16 protein-coding genes, 2 tRNA genes and 1 other RNA gene are annotated in these 17,942 nt (G+C 60.2%); 8 read left to right on the plus strand and 11 right to left on the minus strand.

What is annotated here, in order from left to right:
* The 5 genes from A3736_RS10090 to A3736_RS10110 all read left to right on the plus strand — a co-directional run.
* The coding region (locus tag A3736_RS10090; RefSeq protein WP_067682555.1) for a cell division protein ZapA at window positions 1-308 on the plus strand (308 nt) is incomplete at its 5' end.
* A gap of 10 nt (window positions 309-318) precedes the next feature.
* Window positions 319-486: non-coding RNA, 6S RNA (gene ssrS / locus A3736_RS10095), on the plus strand.
* 92 nt (window positions 487-578) lie between these two features.
* On the plus strand, window positions 579-1,148 hold the full coding sequence (locus A3736_RS10100) for a 5-formyltetrahydrofolate cyclo-ligase (protein ID WP_067682558.1): 570 nt from the start codon (window positions 579-581) through the stop codon (window positions 1,146-1,148).
* A complete protein-coding gene (locus tag A3736_RS10105) occupies window positions 1,148-1,375 on the plus strand; it encodes a DUF2842 domain-containing protein (RefSeq protein ID WP_067682560.1) in 228 nt (75 codons plus the stop codon). Before A3736_RS10100 ends, A3736_RS10105 begins: the two co-directional genes overlap by 1 nt.
* 41 nt (window positions 1,376-1,416) lie before the next feature.
* Window positions 1,417-2,199, plus strand: a complete 783-nt coding sequence (locus A3736_RS10110; RefSeq protein ID WP_067682562.1) for a DNA-formamidopyrimidine glycosylase family protein — start codon at window positions 1,417-1,419, stop codon at window positions 2,197-2,199.
* 14 nt (window positions 2,200-2,213) lie between these two features.
* Here the strand turns inward: A3736_RS10110 and A3736_RS10115 are convergent.
* Window positions 2,214-2,290, minus strand: a tRNA-Asp gene (locus A3736_RS10115).
* Between the two features lie 179 nt (window positions 2,291-2,469).
* Here A3736_RS10115 and A3736_RS10120 point away from each other — a divergent pair.
* A complete protein-coding gene (locus tag A3736_RS10120; RefSeq protein ID WP_067682566.1) occupies window positions 2,470-2,892 on the plus strand; it encodes a hypothetical protein in 423 nt (140 codons plus the stop codon).
* On the opposite strand, the gene A3736_RS10125 is transcribed toward A3736_RS10120, so the two are convergent.
* From A3736_RS10125 to thyA, 4 genes are all read right to left on the minus strand, one after another.
* Window positions 2,889-4,205 carry a dihydrolipoamide acetyltransferase family protein gene (locus A3736_RS10125; protein WP_067682569.1) on the minus strand — a complete coding sequence of 439 codons (1,317 nt, stop codon included), beginning with the start codon at window positions 4,203-4,205 and terminating at the stop codon, window positions 2,889-2,891. The two genes, A3736_RS10120 and A3736_RS10125, sit on opposite strands and share 4 nt — an antisense overlap.
* A gap of 5 nt (window positions 4,206-4,210) precedes the next feature.
* The gene (locus tag A3736_RS10130; protein WP_067682592.1) at window positions 4,211-5,281 is read right to left on the minus strand and encodes an alpha-ketoacid dehydrogenase subunit beta; all 1,071 of its coding nucleotides are present in this window, start codon (window positions 5,279-5,281) and stop codon (window positions 4,211-4,213) included.
* 14 nt (window positions 5,282-5,295) lie between these two features.
* Window positions 5,296-6,612 (minus strand): 3-methyl-2-oxobutanoate dehydrogenase (2-methylpropanoyl-transferring) subunit alpha, encoded by a 1,317-nt coding sequence (locus A3736_RS10135; RefSeq protein ID WP_067682572.1) that lies wholly within the window; start codon window positions 6,610-6,612, stop codon window positions 5,296-5,298.
* Between the two features lie 107 nt (window positions 6,613-6,719).
* A complete protein-coding gene (thyA, locus tag A3736_RS10140) occupies window positions 6,720-7,661 on the minus strand; it encodes a thymidylate synthase (RefSeq protein WP_255362983.1) in 942 nt (313 codons plus the stop codon).
* A 136-nt stretch (window positions 7,662-7,797) separates the two neighbouring features.
* Between thyA and A3736_RS10145 the strand changes: the two genes are divergently transcribed.
* Together A3736_RS10145 and A3736_RS10150 are read left to right on the plus strand one after the other, a co-directional pair.
* Window positions 7,798-7,874: transfer RNA gene (locus A3736_RS10145), tRNA-Pro, on the plus strand.
* 160 nt (window positions 7,875-8,034) lie between these two features.
* On the plus strand, window positions 8,035-10,098 hold the full coding sequence (locus tag A3736_RS10150) for a hypothetical protein (protein ID WP_156502076.1): 2,064 nt from the start codon (window positions 8,035-8,037) through the stop codon (window positions 10,096-10,098).
* 138 nt (window positions 10,099-10,236) lie between these two features.
* Here the strand turns inward: A3736_RS10150 and A3736_RS10155 are convergent, their stop codons facing one another.
* From A3736_RS10155 to A3736_RS17635, 6 genes are all read right to left on the minus strand, one after another.
* The gene (locus tag A3736_RS10155) at window positions 10,237-13,620 is read right to left on the minus strand and encodes a DEAD/DEAH box helicase (RefSeq protein WP_067682575.1); all 3,384 of its coding nucleotides are present in this window, start codon (window positions 13,618-13,620) and stop codon (window positions 10,237-10,239) included.
* Window positions 13,621-14,076: 456 nt separating this feature from the next.
* On the minus strand, window positions 14,077-15,264 hold the full coding sequence (locus A3736_RS10160) for an XRE family transcriptional regulator (protein ID WP_067682578.1): 1,188 nt from the start codon (window positions 15,262-15,264) through the stop codon (window positions 14,077-14,079).
* Window positions 15,261-15,938 carry a hypothetical protein gene (locus A3736_RS10165; RefSeq protein WP_233999349.1) on the minus strand — a complete coding sequence of 226 codons (678 nt, stop codon included), beginning with the start codon at window positions 15,936-15,938 and terminating at the stop codon, window positions 15,261-15,263. The genes A3736_RS10160 and A3736_RS10165 overlap by 4 nt, the downstream gene beginning before the upstream one ends.
* A 353-nt stretch (window positions 15,939-16,291) precedes the next feature.
* The gene (locus tag A3736_RS10170) at window positions 16,292-16,621 is read right to left on the minus strand and encodes a hypothetical protein (RefSeq protein WP_067682582.1); all 330 of its coding nucleotides are present in this window, start codon (window positions 16,619-16,621) and stop codon (window positions 16,292-16,294) included.
* 40 nt (window positions 16,622-16,661) lie between these two features.
* Window positions 16,662-17,306: a sigma-70 family RNA polymerase sigma factor gene (locus tag A3736_RS10175; protein WP_156502077.1), complete on the minus strand. Its 645-nt coding sequence runs from the start codon at window positions 17,304-17,306 to the stop codon at window positions 16,662-16,664.
* A 310-nt stretch (window positions 17,307-17,616) separates the two neighbouring features.
* Window positions 17,617-17,942 (minus strand): hypothetical protein (locus A3736_RS17635; protein ID WP_197465580.1); only part of this gene is annotated, 326 nt, incomplete at its 5' end.

Raw genomic sequence — 17,942 nt, forward strand, 5'->3', positions numbered from 1 at the left:
TCAAGCTCTCGCTCGGCAAGCGCACCTACACCATCGCCTGCGCGGAAGGGGAAGAGGACCACCTGCGCCATCTCGGCAGCATGGTGGACGAGCGCCTGTCCGCGATCGGTGCGGATCTTATGGGACAGACCGAGGCGAAGAACCTGCTCATCGCGGCGCTTATCCTGGCGGACGAAGTCCACGAGGCGAAGAAGCGCGCCGAGGCTGAAGGGGAAGTGGATACCTCGCTCGCCGAAACGCTCGAAACTCTGGCCGAACGGCTGGAAAAATCGGCCGCCGCGCTTGAGGGTGCGGGTCCGGACGCCTAGATAGGGATCGGCGGGGCTGCCCGGTACGACCGATCGAACATCCCTGAGGCTATAAGCAATCCAAGGGAGCTGTCCCTTCCCTGGGGATCGGGTTCGTCCCGGGAACCGGGGTAAACGGCGCCCACCTGACGTGAAGGCGTCAGAGGATTTCAAGGCAACGACCCATGGTGGTCCCGTCATGTTTTTGCGCTAACGCTCCGCTGCTTGAGCGCGGGGGTTTCTCCCTTAAATCTTAGAACGCCACTCCAGAAGAATTTCAGGACGGATATCTTGGACAAGGCCGCGATCAGAAAGACGCTGAGAGCCAAGCGGCGCGATCATGTCGCGGCGCTGCCGGAAAACATGCGCGCGCTGATGTTTCATCGCCCGCCCGCGCCGCTGCTCGATCTGGTGCCGGACGATGGCGCGATCGGCCTTTACCGCGCCGGTCCGCTCGAAGCGCCGACCGCGTCCTATGCGCGCTTCTTCTTCGAACAGGGGCGCACCATCGCCCTGCCCCGGTTCTGGGCGAAGGATCGGGCGATGGACTTCGCCGTCCATGCCGATCCCTACGAGGAAAGCGATTGCGAGGCCGGCCCCTTCGGCATTCCGCAGCCGGTGGGCGATGCGGATAGTGCAAACCCCTCGGTGCTTTTCGTTCCGCTGCTCGGCTTCACAGCCGAAGGCGCACGGATCGGCCAGGGCGGCGGGCATTACGATCGCTGGCTGGCCGATCATCCCGACACGGTCGCGATCGGCATGGCGTGGGACGCGCAAGTATGCGACGAGCTGCCGATGGAAGCGCACGACAAGCCCCTGTCCGCCGTGGTGACACCCACGCGGCTTTACGGTCCGTTCTGATGCGTGACGAGCCCACCCTGCGCATCCCGCTCGGCATCCTTGCACTGCTGGTGGGCCTGACCGTTTACGGCGTGCTGGTGGTGACCTTCGTACCGCCGCTGATGGAAAGCTGGCCGACGATCCTTCAAATGGTCGTCTATCTCGTGTTCGGCGTTATCTGGCTGCTGCCTCTGAAACGCTTCCTGATCTGGATGGAAACCGGCCGCTGGAGCGCGCCTTCCGAATAAGAGGCGCGGAACCGCAGGATTGTGCGTGCCGTTATCCTCTCATGCCGGAGTTACCCGAAAACGAAGCGCAGCGCCTAACGATTGAGCGCGAGTGTTTGAATCGCACGATCGAGAAGGTCGAGCTGGGCAACGACACCAGCTATATCGAATTGCCGGGCGACAATGAGCGCCAGCGGCTGGTCGGGCACCAATTCACGCAGACGCGGCGCCACGGGAAGAACATCTTCGCAGGATCGAAGACCGGCCCGTGGATGACGGTCCATCTCGGCATGACGGGCTGGCTGATCCCGTTCGATGCGCCGGACGATCCACCCGACCACACCAAATTGCTCATCACCTTCGAAGGCGATCGGCGGCTCGCCTTTCGCTGTCCGCGCAAACTGGGGCATGTCCGTATAATCGACGATCCGGACGGCTATATCGAGAACGAAGGGCTTGGCCCCGACGCGCTGGATCTGGCGCGAGACGGTTTCATCGCAACATTCGGGAATACCCGCAGTGCCATCAAATCGGCATTGATGAAGCAGGACAAGATGGCGGGCGTCGGCAATCTCTGGTCCGACGAGACTCTGTTCCAGGCGGGGCTCCATCCCGAGCGGCGCGCGAACGAATTATCTGAAGATTGCCTCGCCGATCTGCGCACCACGATGCGCCGCGTCCTTCACCAGGGCGTGAAGGTCGAAGCCGACTATAAGGAGCTGCCGCACGACTATCTGATCCGCCACCGCGAAAAGGGAGCCGAATGCCGCCGCTGCGGCGGTGAGATCACGAGCGCGAAGGTCGGCGGACGAACCGCCTATTTCTGTAGCTCGCATCAAAAATAAGGTAATGTCCCAAGTGGCGCGAGTGACGGGACTCGAACCCGCGACCCTCGGCGTGACAGGCCGATACTCTAACCAACTGAGCTACACCCGCGCATTAAAACGCTGCAGCGCCTCTTGGGAGCCGCGCAACTAGGGCAGGGTCGAAAGGCTGTCAATGCGATTTCCTGCGAAAAATTGCATGGCGTCCGGCGGCAGGATGGTGAAGCCGCGTTAACCCTATTTTGACCGCGCCCCGATACGCCGAAGCCAAGGGCAATCGTGGGGATTTCTATGCGCAGCATCGTAGTGGGTTTGAGTGCGCTCGCCTTGGCAACAGCCGCGAGCGCTGCGGGATCTTCTCTGTCGATCACGCGCTCTGTCTTCATCGAAACGCGGTCCGATGACGGAATCGCTCTGGAACCCGCCCAGCGCCTGGAAAGCGGCGACAAGGTGGTGCTGGTCATGCAGTGGGACCGGGAAAACGCCCAGCGCCCCTTCACGCTCGCAAGCCGCGTACCAGAAGAACTCGCTTTCCAGCGCAGCGGCGACGCTGCGGTCGAAGTGTCCATCGACGGCGGTCGCCGCTGGGGGCGCCTCGGCGATCTGCGGAGCGGCCAGCGCCTCGCTTCGCCCGAAGACGTAACGCATCTGCGCTGGCGCATCGCCGCCGGTGAGGACCGGCGGCTCAGAAGCTACAGCGCGATCGTGCGTTAATTCACCAGGATCAGCGCGGGCGCTTCGAGCAGTTTCTTCAGCGCCTGGACGAAGCTCGCAGCATCCCATCCGTCGACCACGCGATGGTCGCAGCTGATCGAGATATTCATCAGCTTGCGCTTCTCGATCCGCTCCCCGCCATTGCCGTCCGAAACATACATCGGGCGTTCGATAATGCGGTTCGGGCCGATGATCGCCACTTCGGGACGGTTGATGACCGGCGTCGTCGCCACCCCGCCAAGCGGACCGAGCGATGTCACGGTCAGCGTCCCGCCCTGCATTTCGTCGCTCTTGGCCGTACCGCTGCGGGCTGCTTCCGCCAGACGCGAGATCTCGTTGGCGAGCTGCCACAGATTCTTCGCCTGCGCGTTTTTGATCACCGGCACCATCAGCCCGGCATCGGTCTGGGCCGCCATGCCGAGATTGACCGAACCATGACGCGTCACGACGCCCGCCTCGTCGTCATAGCGCGCGTTGATCATGGGGAAATCGGGGAGAGTCTTGCAGATCGCCGTGATCAGCAGCGGTAGGATCGTGAGCTTGGGCTTGTCGCCTTTGTTGGCGTTGAGCTGAGCGCGCAGCGCTTCCAGTTCGGTGACGTCCACTTCCTCGACATAAGAGAAATGCGGGATGTTGCGCTTGGACGCGGCCATGTTTTCGGCGATGCGACGGCGCATCCCGATGACCTTCTTTTCCTCGTCCGCACGGGTCGGCGCAGCCGCACCGAAGCCGTCGCTGTAGGACAGGAACTGGTCGAGATCGCCGTGTCGGACGCGGCCTTCTTCCGAAGGCTTTACCTGACCCAGATCGACGCCCAATTCCTTCGCGCGCTTGCGCACCGCGGGGCTGGCGAGAACCTTTGCCGAAGATGCGGCCGGTGTGTGTGCCGGAGCGGGCGCCGGAGCAGGTGTCGGTGCGGGCGGCGGCGACGGATCGGCTGCCATCGCATCGTCGGCGTCGCTGGGATCGGGGTTCTCGACCTCGATCCGCTCTTCGACTTCCTCGTCCTTCGGCGCGGGCGCGGCATCCGCCGCAGCCTCGTTCTCCTCGGCGACATCGTCGGGCACTTCGCCCTCGACCTCGATCACGACAAGCATCGAGCCGATCAAGACCATGTCGCCCTCGCCGCCCGCGATTTCGAGGATCTTGCCGTTGACCGGGCTTTCCATCGGCACGGTTGCCTTGTCGGTCATCATGTCGACGAATTCTTCGTCTTCACTGACCGTATCGCCGACCTGCTTGTGCCATTGCACGATCTCGGCCTCGGCGATGCCTTCGCCGATATCGGGCATGTTGAAGGTGAATTTGGCCATTTCGTTCAGTCCTTCAAAATCTTGTCGAGCGCTTCGCCGATGCGGATGGGGCCAGGGAAATAGGCCCATTCGAGGCTGTGCGGATAAGGCGTGTCGAAGCCGGTCACGCGTTCGACCGGGGCTTCGAGATGATAGAAACACCGTTCGGTGACGAGCGCGGACAGTTCCGCGCCGAAGCCCGCCGTGCGGGTCGCCTCGTGCACGATCAGGCAGCGTCCGGTCTTCTTCACCGACGCTTCGATGGCCTCGATATCGAGCGGGACGATGGTACGCAGGTCGAGCACATCGGCTTCGATGCCCTTCTCCTTGCAAACCGCCTCGACCACATGGACCATGGTTCCGTAAGCGAGGATCGTAACCTGCTCGCCCTCGGTGGCGAGCCGCGCCTTGCCGAGCGGGATGGTGTAGTGCCCTTCCGGCACCACGCTCTGGTCGAACTTCTTCCAGGGCTGAACCGGCTTGTCGTAATAGCCGGAAAACGGGCCGTTATAGATGCGCTTCGGCTCGAAGAAGATCACCGGATCGTTATCCTCGATCGCGCTGATCAGCAGGCCCTTCGCGTCATAGGGTGTCGCCGGGATCACGGTCTTGAGGCCCGAAACATGGGCGAAGATGGCTTCCGGGCTCTGGCTATGGGTCTGGCCGCCGAAAATGCCGCCGCCGAACGGACTGCGCACCGTCATCGGCGCGATGTATTCCGCCGCCGAGCGATAGCGCAGGCGCGCCGCTTCGCTGATGAGCTGGTCGAGACCGGGATAGATATAATCGGCGAACTGGATTTCCGGCACGGGGCGCAGGCCATAGGCGCCCATCCCCACTGCCGCGGCGATGATGCCGCATTCGCTGATCGGCGTATCGAACACGCGGTTCTTGCCGTGCTTTTCCTGCAGGCCCGCCGTGCAACGGAAGACGCCGCCGAAATAGCCGACATCCTCGCCCATCACGACGACATTCTCGTCGCGCTGCATGGAGATATCGAGCGCGTCGTTGATCGCCTCGATCATGTTGAGGCGGCGTTCGGGCTTCGCTTCGGCCTGATTGGGGGCCTGGTCGGGCGTTTGATCCGGCGCGCTCATGGTCTCGGTCTCGCTCATGCGCCCTTCCCTTCGTTGGGCAACCCGCCGGGAAACTTGGTTTCGCGCTCGTGGATCGCCTGTTCGGCCTGCTCCTTGAGGTGCCAGGGCAATTCCTCGAACACGTCTTCGAACATGGTCCGGAACGGATGGTGAAGGCCATGGCCGAGGATGCCGTTCGCTTCGGCTTCCTTGGTGACTTTCTTGACGTGTTCTGCGGCTTCGAGATCCATTTTCTCCTGCCGCTCTTCGTCCCACTCGCCCAGCTCGATGAGGTGGTTCTTGAGGCGCATCACCGGATCGCCCAAGGGCCATTCCTCGCGCTCCTGCGCGCTGCGATAGCCGCTGGGATCGTCGGAGGTGGAATGGCCTTCCGCGCGGTAAGTGAAGAACTCGATCAGCGTAGGCCCGGCATTGGCGCGGGCGCGATTGGCCGCCCATTGCTCGGCGGCATAGCAGGCAAGCGGGTCGTTCCCGTCCACACGCAGGCCCGCAAGGCCATAGCCCAGAGCGCGCGCGGCGAAGGTCGTCCGCTCCGCCCCGGCGAAACCGCTGAAGCTGGAGATCGCCCACTGATTGTTGATAACGTTGAGGATAACCGGTGCATTATAGACGGTCGCGAACAGGCAGGCCGAATGGAAATCGCCTTCCGCCGTGCTGCCTTCGCCCACCCAGGTCGCGGCGATGCGGGTATCGCCCTTGATCGCGCTCGCCATCGCCCAGCCCACCGCCTGCGGCGTCTGCGTGGCGAGATTCCCGCTGATCGTGAAGAAGCTGTGCTCCTTGCTCGAATACATGATCGGCAGCTGGCGGCCCTTCAGCTTGTCGCCCCGGTTCGAATAGATCTGGTTGATCATCTCGATCAGGGGGTAGCCGCGCTGGATCAGGATGCCCTGCTGGCGATAGCTGGGGAAGACCATGTCGTCGCTAGCCAGCGCCATGGAGGCCGCCACGCTGGTCGCCTCCTCGCCAGTGCACTTCATGTAGAAACTGGTCTTGCCCTGCCGCTGCCCGCGGAACATCCGCTCGTCGAAGGCGCGGGTCATGGCCATGTGGCCGAGCATCGTGCGCAGCGTTTCGGGATCGAGCTTGGGATCCCACGGCCCATGCGCGCGATTGTCGTCGCCCAGCACGCGGACCAGGCCATAGGCGAAATCGCGCATCGTTTCTGGCGCGCAGGTCTCGTCCGGGCGGGGCTGCTTGCCGGGCTCGCCCACATCGACATGGCTGAAATCCACCGCGTCGCCGGGGCGGAATTTGGGTTCGGGAACATGCAGCGACAGTCCAGGCGCGTTGTGCCCGGCTTGCGCCTGCGGATCGGGCCTGTCGGCCATTATGCGCTCTCCCCTCGGTATCGAGACGCTTGAAAGCAATCTTGCTTGATTGCGTTATTTTATTTCAGCGCGTTCGCCGGGTCAAGCCGAGTGGCTCGATCGTCGGCTTACACCGCCACCGGAGCCTTGATAGCCCCGTGCGGCGTGTAGTTTCGAACCTCGAAATCCTCAATGCGATAATCGAAGATCGAGTCCGGACGCCGCATGATCTCAAGCCGTGGGCGGCCTTGCGGTTCCCTCGTCAGCTGCTCCTCGATCAGATGCGCGTGATTGAGATAGAGATGGGTATCGCCTCCCATCCAGACGAATTCGCCCGGTTCGAGATCGGCCTGCTGCGCGAGCATGCACTGAAGAAGCGCGGCCGACCACAGATTGAACGGCAGGCCGAGCGCCACGTCGCAGCTGCGCTGATAGAGCAGCCCGTTCAGCTTCCCGTCCGCGACGTGGAACTGATAGGTCTTGTGGCAGGGCGGCAGCGCCATCCGATCAAGCTCGGCGACGTTCCACCCTTCGAGAATGTGGCGCCGGCTGCCGGGATTGGTGCGCAGGCTTTCGACGAGGTCTGCGACCTGATTGATGCCCGGCCCCTTTTCGTAAGTCCCGTCCTTGCGATAGCGATAGGTCGGCCAGTCGACCCATTGCTTGCCATAGACCGGGCCGAGATCGCCCCAGTTCTCCGCAAACGTCTCGTCCTCGGCAATCCGCTGCACGAAAGCGTCCAGCGACAGATCGTCGCCGGTCTCTCTGACATAGCGGGCGTGCGGCCACTCGTTCCAGATCTTCACGCCCTGGAGCACGAGCGGCCGGATATTGGTTTCGCCGGTCAGGAACCACAGCAATTCGCGCGTCGCCGTTTTCCAATAGACGCGCTTGGTAGTGATCAGCGGCATCGCTCCATCTGACAAATCGAATCGCAGGGTCGCCCCGAAGACGGAGCGCGTGCCGATGCCGGTGCGATCGACACGCTCGTCCCCTTCCGCCCAGATGCGGCGCATGAGATCGAGATAGGCGGTTTCGTAGTGGGATGGTTCGCGGTGGGGGTCTGTCACGATGCGGCTCTCCGTTGGAATTTCCCAATAGGGCAAGTTTCCCCGAATTGCCCGCTTGCACGTCACGCCATCCCCACCTATAGGGCGCGCCTTGCCTCGACCCGCGGGGCTTGTTTTTCCGCGGGGCCGATCCGGTCGGGGAGTAGCTCAGCCTGGTAGAGCACTGTCTTCGGGAGGCAGGGGCCGGAGGTTCGAATCCTCTCTCCCCGACCAATTTTCGTCGTTTTCGACAATAAGCCGCAGAATTCCGCCGTTTTCCTTCAACCGAGGAAATCGGTCGGGAATCCTGCGCGCCGATTGTGCCACAGATTGTGCCACAGATTGTGCCCGGATCGTGCCCCGCCCGGCTCCTCGCAGCCAGGAATTCCATGGCATGGCACTCTATCGTCGCGGCCCCGTATTCTGGTGGAAATCCCGCCTGCGTTTTGGTTCTGTTCCCAATCGTCATACAATGGTGAGGCTATCGCTGCGCACGGCGAGCCCCCAGCAGGCCCGATCGCGTGCAGCCGAACTCGATCTAGCGAAGGACGCGATGATGGAACAGATGCCCATACTGCGGCGCAACGTGAAGGCGGAGGACATGCCCGCCCTCTACAAGCGTGCGTTCGAGCGCGAGCTCGACCGGGTGATCATGGCGCAGTTCCATGAGCCGGGGCGTGTCGATGACCATCTCGCGTTCAATCGCCACTATGCGCGTTACTTTACCCTTCTCGCGACCGAGCCGCAGTTGTTGGACGGCAGCCTCGAGAGCTACGAAGAGCTTGGCATGCGTGGCCTGAGCGAGGCCGATGCAGACGCCCTGGCCGCCCTCGTCTGTCGCCACAAGCGCCAGCTTCCCATATCGCGCGGCCAGCTCATGCAAGATCTGCAGGACCAGGGCATCGAACCTGGGGAGCGAAATCTTGCAGCGTGCGGCAGGGTGGTTGCCGCCGCATATCGCAACGCGAACATCGAGGCGTGCAGCGAACTCGGCTCACCTCTTTCCGAAGGGGATATCTGGCCTCTACCACCACAGCTTGATCGGCTCGCCCAGACGGAAGGAAGGTCAACCCCGGCGAGCCACGGCGAGGCCGATACGAGCAGCGACGTCACACCAGCTGAAGGACCCAAGTCGCAAGACGAGCCGACACAGGTCCAGGCACCCCTTCTCTCCATGTATGCACAGCAAGCACTGGCGAAGAAGATCAGCGACGGGGCGTGGGACAAAGCGCGTGTACGCGACATCAATGGCGCGGTAGCGATTTTCATCGCGGCTAACGGCGATCTTCCGGTGAACGCCATCGCCCAGAAGCATCTGATCGCCATGAAAGACCTCTTTCCACGACTTCCCGTTGTGTATGGACGCGAGCGCAAGAACCAGAACGGCGAAAAAGTACGCGAAACAATCGAAGAAGCCCTGCTTCGTGGCGATGACCTTCGCGAGAAATGGAATAAGGACCCCGTCGCTGCGGACGCAGAAGGCCTACCCTATGTAGGGCTGTCCCTCACGACCCAGCGTAAGCACATGACATGGATTAGTGCGCTGGTGACACATCTCGAAGGACATGATCCTGCTCTCGCACCGAAGGCTCTGAATTTCACGGCGGTCCGAAAAACTTTAGTTAACCCGAAAAAGCAGGGGGAGCGCCATTCCGTTAAGAATAACCAGAAGCGGAACGCCGGACGCCTGCCATGGGACCCCGGCGAATTGCAACAGATGTTGGAGGCCCCGGTTTGGTATGGATGTGCCGGTCTTTGGAATCGCTTCGAACCGGGCGACGAGGTGATCCACGACGGAAGTTATTGGGTGCTGCCGCTGGTGATCTCTACCCTTGCCCGCTCCGACGAAATTGCTGGCCTGGCGGTCGCAGATGTCGTTCTGGATTGTGAGACCCCGTATCTCTATATTCGGGAAAACAGCCTCAGGCGCATCAAGACTGTCTCTTCCACGAGAAAAGTCCCGATCGCGAAGAAGATACTCGCCCTCGGTTTTGGTGAATACGTCGCAGCGATGAAGCAGGCAGGCCACCGTGCACTCTTTCCCGAGTTCGAGCACGAAACCATGGAATTCGACAAGTGCTTCTACAAGGACTTGTTCCGGCCGCTCCGCAGCCTCGTATTTCCGCACGGAACTTCTCGTAAGCGGGGCCGCAAGGATGTTGATGTCCCCTCTATCCGCACACTGGGCTTCAATGTGCTTCGCGACGAAGAGGAGAAAACTGGCCGTGAGGTGTTCAATAAAGCGCACCGGCAAGGCCTTGGGGGGCACGAGCCCAATGATACCGAGGGCAGACATTATGACGATGACTTCGAGCCTCATCAGCTCGTTGAACTGGTCGAAGTGCTCGCGGAGCTGCTTCCCGAGATACCTAGGCGGCCGCTAAACGTTAGACCTCCGGAGCACCAGAAGTTTGGTAAGCCGCGCGGTCGCAAGCAGAAGACAATCGCGTTTAGCTAATGTCGGCTTCGCGCCTTCATTCCGGTCATTCGGCGGGATCTGCGCGCATGCCACGAGCGGACGCTATTCTGCGATCGCTTTAACCACCTACGGCGCACTGCGAGCCACGCACACAACCTGACGCATGCTGCTTATTGCTCAATGCGCAAATATTCGCAGCTTGGCATTCGCCCGTCCACACGTTGTCGCCAGGCCGTCTATGTACATGATCAGCTGTCGTGTCCGGTTCGAAAGCGTGTTCGCTAGTGCGCGTTGTTCCGCCACTTCTATATTCAAGAGGCGACCTGCGACGATCCAAACCTCCTTTGCGATGCGGCGGTCGCGCAATGCCGACCGCACCTTGTCAGCCAGATCGGCGTCGGCGATACCATCGTTGTTCCTGAACACGCGGATGGTCCCCGACGGGGGCGACGGGATTTTTGTTTTGTTCGCCGTGTAATCACGCTGCCACCGGTCATCCTCAATCTGAGGCGATGAGGTTATAAAGAAGCCGAGCGATGCTGCGACCTGTCGTCCGACCTCTTGCATGGCAGTCACCGACGCGCTGTTGTCGCTTCCGTCCTTTCCGAGGGCCTTCGCGTGAAGAAGCGCCACCTTCGTGTCAGACACGAGGATGAAGTCGGCGAGTTCTTGGCCGTCGTCATCGAGCAGTATGAGGGGAAACTCACGAAGCGCCTCAGCGTAGGGATCGGGCGCGGGGCCGGTGAGATTAATGTAGCGCTTGGTCAGCCCAAAGATTGACTCCTTGCTCCACTTGGCATCGTCCCCAGCCGCCCACGCAGCCTCCCCTTTCTCCAGAAAGGTATCCTTCAAAGCAGGCACCGCGACGGCAACGTCGAGCGCGGGGACCCGGTTGTTGGAGACGATGTCCCGGGCCTTAGCCCACTTACCGTGCATATAGACCTTGTCGGTCTCATCGGTGAGGATGCGGAAAGCCTGATCGGTGTTTATGCGTTCAGTGAGAGTCATGAGGGCGCCCGATGCCGAGAGAGCTTGACCGAACTCTGCGTTAAGGCTGTCGCTCGTGAGCGTATAGCGGCCGGACTTAGGGTTATAGCTGATCGCGCAGTCGAGTTTACGTCCGTCGATCATAGTCACTTGGAAACTGCCGTCGGATATGTCGGCGCACAGGTCGAGGACAGCCGGGGACTGGGACATTGAAGGCTGGCCCTCGCGGTCGGCAATGAAAACACCGAAATCGTCGAGCGGCTGCAGATCAAGCAGTATGTTTCTGGGCGCCTTCGCCTTGTCTGGATCGGGAGTCGTGAGCTGCGCAAACCGCTCAAAGACCCGGTTGGCCGTTGCGACGGTAGTGAGCTCGTTGTCCACCGCTTCTGCCCATCGCATGTACTCGTCGACTCCGATCCGTCGGACACCTGCGTCGGTGACTTTTGAGCGACTGAGTCCTAGGTAGCGCGCGGTGTTACCGACATACCCAGCGACGTTGGTTGGCAGTAGGACGGCGTCGAGGAGGTCCGTGAACGTGTCCTCGAAGGACGCAGTGCTCGTCGTCATGGCTCGAATCGCGCGGTCCGCCATCTCGAGGGATGCGGTTGCGAGCTTGGTAATTCGAACTTTCTGCGCGTCACTGCTCGGGCCGAACAAGCGTAACAGCACCTCCCGATCGAGCCGCTCAACGCCGATCTTGTGGGGATCGAAGGGCACACCATCCGTGTCAAAGACGAACAAGTGGCTGTTCATCCGCACTAGCAACGTCAAACCGAACTGCCACTCGGTGACGAAGTGGCGACTCAAGTAAGGACTTTCGCCAACCGTAAAGAAGGTCCAGCCCCACACATTTTCCGGTAGCCGGGCGATCGGGTTTACGACGAACCGGTTTCGAGCCAAGATGGCCTCGTACGTTTCTGTCTCAGCGAGCGCGTTGTCGAAGCCTGCGCCAATGGTGAAAATCGCGGCGCGCCGGGGAACCAGCAGATCATCCCGATCTATCGGCCCCATGACGGGCAGTCTCTCGCGGAAGCGCCCATCAACATATTGCTGGTCGGGCATCTGCGGGATGATCTTCTCAGGCAGGTAGGCTTCGCCCGGGATTATGCTAGCCAAGCTGGTCTCGCCTGCCGTCTCGAAGGCCAAGTACTGGCTCCAGCTCATCGTGAGGCGTGTGAGTTGCTTAGCGTTGCGCGCGATTACTGTCGCCGTCTGAGCCTTCTCGCGTTTTGCGTCGGTTGAGCGCAACACGCGACCGATCTGCTGAACCAGTTGGCGATCGTTAGTGAAGTCGTCCAGGATCGCGACGGCGACGAACGTTGCGTCGTCGATACCCTCAAGCAGCTTGGTCTGGTGCAGCCAGAATGTCGCCCCGTCGGATGCCGCTTGTGCCTGCTTCACGGTCACGAAGCGCTTAGGATAAGCCTTACGGTTTTCCTCTTTGCGTACTTGGTCGTGGATCAACACGGCGTCCGATCGTCCCTCGCCTGCAAGGAGGGGTTGCAGCGCCGCCAGCGCGCTCCACGAAGCGGCTCGGACAATAATCTTCGATCCCGTAGGCTTGTCCCTAAGGAAGGACGGGGCGAGTGTGAGTAGTCTGCTCGCGAAGGTCTCGATCGCGTTTCTGTCGGCTTCGGTCAGTTGCTGATCGGTGTCATCAAGTGATGAGGCGATCGCCGGAGCAGTGCCGTCTTGGGCGGCGAGATCGGCGAATTGCACGTCGCGAACGATCTTGGCCTCGGCAGCTCTCGGGAAGGGAAAGTTATAGGCAAATGCGCCGCGGACCGAGAAAAGCTTGTAGTCGTTGCGGAAAGGTGTGGCGCTCAAAAGGAGAGTCGGGCAGGCCAGAGATCGCACGCTTCGGCTCCATGACGGTGCAGGCTCGTAGTGCCCCTCGTCGACGACCACGAGGTCGAAGGTGGCCAGCAGGGCCAGGATGCGCTCGAGCCGGTCGAGCTCGGACGACTGGCGATCGTCCAGCAGACCCGTCATAGCCTTTCGTTTGAGGCGGTCTCGATCGTTCCGAATTTTGTCGAGGGCTTGAAGAGTGCCTATCAGGACAACACGATCGTGGTCGCTTGCCTGTTGGCAGATCGACTCGGTTCGTCTGGTATTCGGAAGGAGGACCCGGATCAGGGCGGGATCAACCCCCGGGCCGTGCCAGTCTCCGCCCCCCGCGTCGGCGCACCCCATGTTGGCCCAGAACCTACGACGGATATCCCCGTGCATCTGCTGAACCAGCCCCTCTCGCGGCGTTAGCACCAGTGCGCGGCGAAGATCAGGAAGACAGCGCGTGAGCACAGCGATCACACCTGACTTACCGCTCCCTGTCGGCATCTTTATGAGCGCCGCTTCTTCCTGGCCCGGTCGCTGGGCGGCACGAACATAGGCGGTGCCTAGCGCGATCGCCTCCTTCTGGTTTTCCCATAGTGACAAACCGGTCGAAGTGCCGGTCCAGACATGCAGAGCTTCGAGCGCTTCGACGTCGCGGTCGTACCCAGACTTATTGAACCGGCCGCCCCTTGGAATGTCGAACGTTGTGAACCGGCTATGATACGAAAGCTTCGGCCGCATTCAGCCCCCCTTAGATCTTTCACCTCCGCGTCGGAGACCAGAGTACCCCATCGGCGACGTGGCTTGCTTTAGCCACCAAAAAGCCAAACTAAAATTCTCGCCGCAACTCCCATCCGAAATGAAGGCGGTCGGTCGAATGTATCGGACGTCTCTTGGCCATAGTGGTGTGATTTCTTAAGTCGGTTCACCGGCCGCCCGCGCTCGATCTCCGTGGATGACCGTTGTAACTCCCAGTTTACTCGTCTTTCCTCTAGCCGATAATGGGAGCGTCGCGGGAAACTCCAATTGCCAAGGCTCGAACTATATCGAGGGCGAACTGGTCGATTACCTCAACGACGCAGACCCAGGGCAAGATCGCCGCATAAGATCAACCTACCGGACAAGGCCAACGCCCCCATCTGTGCCACAGGTTTTACGGGACAGTGCTGGCCAATTAGGCCACGCTCCGTGTGCCGTTCAGGCCTTATCGCCAAAGATCGAGACCACGTTGGAATTCTGCTTGAAATTGTCCTTCAGGACGGGTGCCGCTCTTCGGTCGCTGATTCCGGAGAGAGTGCCTGCCTCCAGGTCCGCCAGTTCTTCGAGGTCAGAAACGGGAAGCGGCAAGGCTTTGAGAATCTGAGTCGCTGATTGCACCCCTTCTTCCATCAGCATTTCAAAGCTGCGGCGAATGAGCTGCGGCTCCTCGACTTCAAGCTTGCCATCCAACGGCTCGCCTTTCCGCCAGCCCCTGCGATTGTAGTTAATCCACAGACGCCGAGCATCATCGTCGTCAATCAGATCAAGTTGTTTGCTGCGCATGATCATGGCGCCGACAGAAGCACCCCAGCGCTCCTTCAGGGTCAGGAAGCCGTCCAGCGACGGCGCATAGAGCTCGCCCATGAAATCAGGCTCCGGCAGAAGCATAGCAGACGCGATCTGATCAGCTTGCTTCTCGACTGCCTTGTAGAAGGCGCGGTCATTCAGCCGCCTCTGCGGAATGTTGGCATGGCAAACGATATGAACGAGTTCGTGGAGCACGTCGAATCGCTGCCGACACGCGCTAGCCTTGTCACGCGACAGGACTACGAATGGAATACCGAAACGATCAGACCACTGGGAGAATGCGTCGAGCTTGTCTGCGCGCACATGGATCCTGGAAACGAGAATGCCGTTATTCTCCAAAAGCTCGACCGTGTCCGGCATCGGACCAGGACGAATGTCCCAAAATTCCCGGATTTCTTGAGCTACCCGCTCGACGAAATCGGAGCTGCCAAAGCTCTCTTCGGTAAACTCAATTGTTGGAATATTCAGTGCAGGGAGCTCGAAAAAAGATGCCAGATAGTCAACGAGTTCCTTCATCCACTCCAGTCGCACTTCAGCCCGATCACGCGCAAGCGGTGGGGCTGATAGCCGAGCGCGCCAGAAGATCGGCCGTTCGTCGCGTCCCGGTACGGGCCGCAGGAAATAGTCGTGCGGAAACTTCAGGGTGGCGGCGAGGTTGTGAACGACGTCCAGCTTGGGGCTCTGCCTGTCGTTTTCATACTTTGAGATCGACTGCACACTCACGCCGACCATATCAGCTAGGTCGGTTGCACTGATTCCCCGCGCCTTGCGCGCCTCGGTCAAACGCGCACCCACGAATCCCTGGGCGATGATGCTCATTTTTTCCCGTCCGTTCCGGTACCTTCATTATCCTTGGGCTTTTTCCAGCGCAGCGAACGCTTCGGCGCAGTCCTCTTGGGCGCCTCAGGATAAGATGCAAGAATCTCGGTGATGCTCAGTTCGACGGCCCAAGCTTTGAAATCGCGCGCCGGCACGCAGAGCTGGATTGTTCCGAGCTTTTGTTCATCCGCGTTGAACCGCCGACCAACCGGGTTATGGGCGATCACCCCATAGACGTTCGGCATGATGAATGCCCCGTCGGGTTCGTCGCCGAGATCGAGACGCGGTAAATCCATTGCATTGGCGAGACGTTCGCGGAACTTGGCAGGCTGCGGCATCGAGCCTATAGCCTGAACGTAGGACTGGGTCATGGCAACCTCGTCCTTGAAGACATAGGCATGGCGGCGATTGTTCTGGACAATTAAGCTCATCGAATGCGACATGCCGTACTTGGCAGCGAGATCGATCAATAATTTTTCCATCCGAAAATGCCGCCTCTGGAGCAGGTCGTCGATCTTCTGATCTGGCAGGACATTGCGGTCGGTAGCCACATCTGCGAACGCATCCGCATAGGTTATTTTCGACAATTCGCGCAGATCGACCCAGAACTGGTCCGGGGTATCCCGGACAACCATGGCGATTGCCGTTGCCCGAAGGCGTTCATAAGTGTCCATGCGAATCTAGCCCTTGATCATTTTTCCTGCAGCGCATGAATCTGAATAATTCTTAAAGAGTTTGGTGTCAACCGATCAGATGAAAGGAGTTAATAGCATTCCACGCCCGCCCTTAGTCATGTTGCCAAGGGGTGTAGTTTGTTGGTCGCCCGCTAATTTCGGCAGGTAAAGAGGAACGGCAGGTTCAGCGGACCGTTCTGCGCCGTCAACTGGCCGCCATGTCGGCGGGAATAGCCTGACGAACCCACTGCCCGAGTGTCCGCTTTTTGCTCGTTCAATCCTAAAAGCTGCCGGTCCGCTTTCGGCCCACAAGCGGCCTGCGTCGTTGCGAGGACTTTTGCCTTTGGGAATCCCTAGCGGCGAGTGAAAATGCGCTGGTCGCCGGCCGGGTATCGCGGATTATCGGCTCGCAGGGTCATCTCACGCTCCCAATGGTCGAAGATCATCTCGATTGTCGCATGGGCCCAGCTTCGACCCATCTCGATTAGCGGGCGACGGAAGTCATCGTGGTTAAGCAAATCCAATCTGCCATTCACAATTGCAGCTGCAGTACGCTCATGCTGCGACATTGACAGGTAACCCTTGTTGAGACGCTCGGACGCTTGCTCAATAGAATCGAAATCATATTCAGTCAGACGGACAATGCCATTGTTCATATCGTCGATAATTTGACCGTATTTCATAAAATTACTTTCCTTTTAATGAGTAATCACATATTGCCTTTTAAGCGGCTTCCTCCAGTCTGTTCAGTTTCGCGCAGGCACGAGTTGCTCTCCGTTTGATACTTTTTCGCACTGATGCGAGCCGGGCTTGATCTGTGTCAGCGAATTCGGCCAGTGCTCTTCCGCACAGGCCTTGGTCGATGCCGTCGATCACCTTTTCGATCTCTTGCGAACCTGCGGTGAGGTCACCGAGAGCTTGGCGCCAAGCATCGGCGCGTTCGGCGAATTCGCAGGCCTCGTCTGGCGCCAACGGCAACACCGGTAGGTTGAATTGGTCGCGGCAAAGCGCCTCGTCCCTCTCGCGCTTGGCGATGATCGCACTTGCGATGGACCGCATTACCCCCATCAAGAAGTGCTCTGTTTTGAGCCCACAGGGAAAGCTGCGTGAGGTCAGGGCGCGTAAAATTGCTTCCTGCAGAAGGTCTGCGGCGTCGATACCGGCGGTGAAGGCGCGCCAACGCGCCATCCGCATGAGGGTTGAGTTCGAACTGATGTCGATCGCCGCAATAGCTGATCGAACCTGCGCCTTCGTAAGGTACGATGCTTGCGCGCTATTCGATGATGTATGCGCGCCCTTGCCCAAATTCGGACAGGCGCTGGTCGATTTCTTGATCTTGGTGCCGTTACTGGCAGATGCTTTTGCCATGGTTTCCTCGCTTGGCGAGCGAGACCACGGGTGTGGAGTGCAATGTCGAAGATGTCATTTCGTGACCTCGAACGCCGATGAACGCGCACCTCGACGGCACGGGTTCGTGGGTTGGAGCGACACAAAATTAGGCCACCGGCTTGGGATGCTATCCCAGCACGCTGTGTTCGCGATTGCGCTCAGGGTAGACCGTCAGGGGTTAAGAAATCGTTGCTATTGTCGAAAAAGCCAGTGACTAGAATTTTCCCCGCAGACGCCGGACTGGCAATGTCCGAATTTCTCCAGTCCGGCGCATATGTAGGGTGAGGACTCAGGCCGCGTTGTCGAAACCTTCGGCGATTTCGCCGTGCAGGCTGCCAACATACGCCCGTAACTCGCCAGCCTGTCCATGGTCCGGACGTCGTCGCAAGAACCCCTCGACCAGCGCTACGATGGCAGGCTCAAGCCTTAAGCCATTCGTGCCCTGCGCAACTAACCATCCAATCTTAGCGACGGCGAGCAAGAGACAGTCCAGCTCGACGTGATCGCGCAGGTTCCGCCAGGCTCCATCGCTGGCCGGCCGCGGAACGCTCGATTTCGCTGCGACGAGATCGAACGGCACGCCCATGCGCAACAAAAGCTGGCTGAGATGTGTCC

The organism is Erythrobacter sp. HI0063, from assembly GCF_001635685.1.
In the GTDB taxonomy this organism is placed as follows: Bacteria; Pseudomonadota; Alphaproteobacteria; order Sphingomonadales; family Sphingomonadaceae; genus Qipengyuania.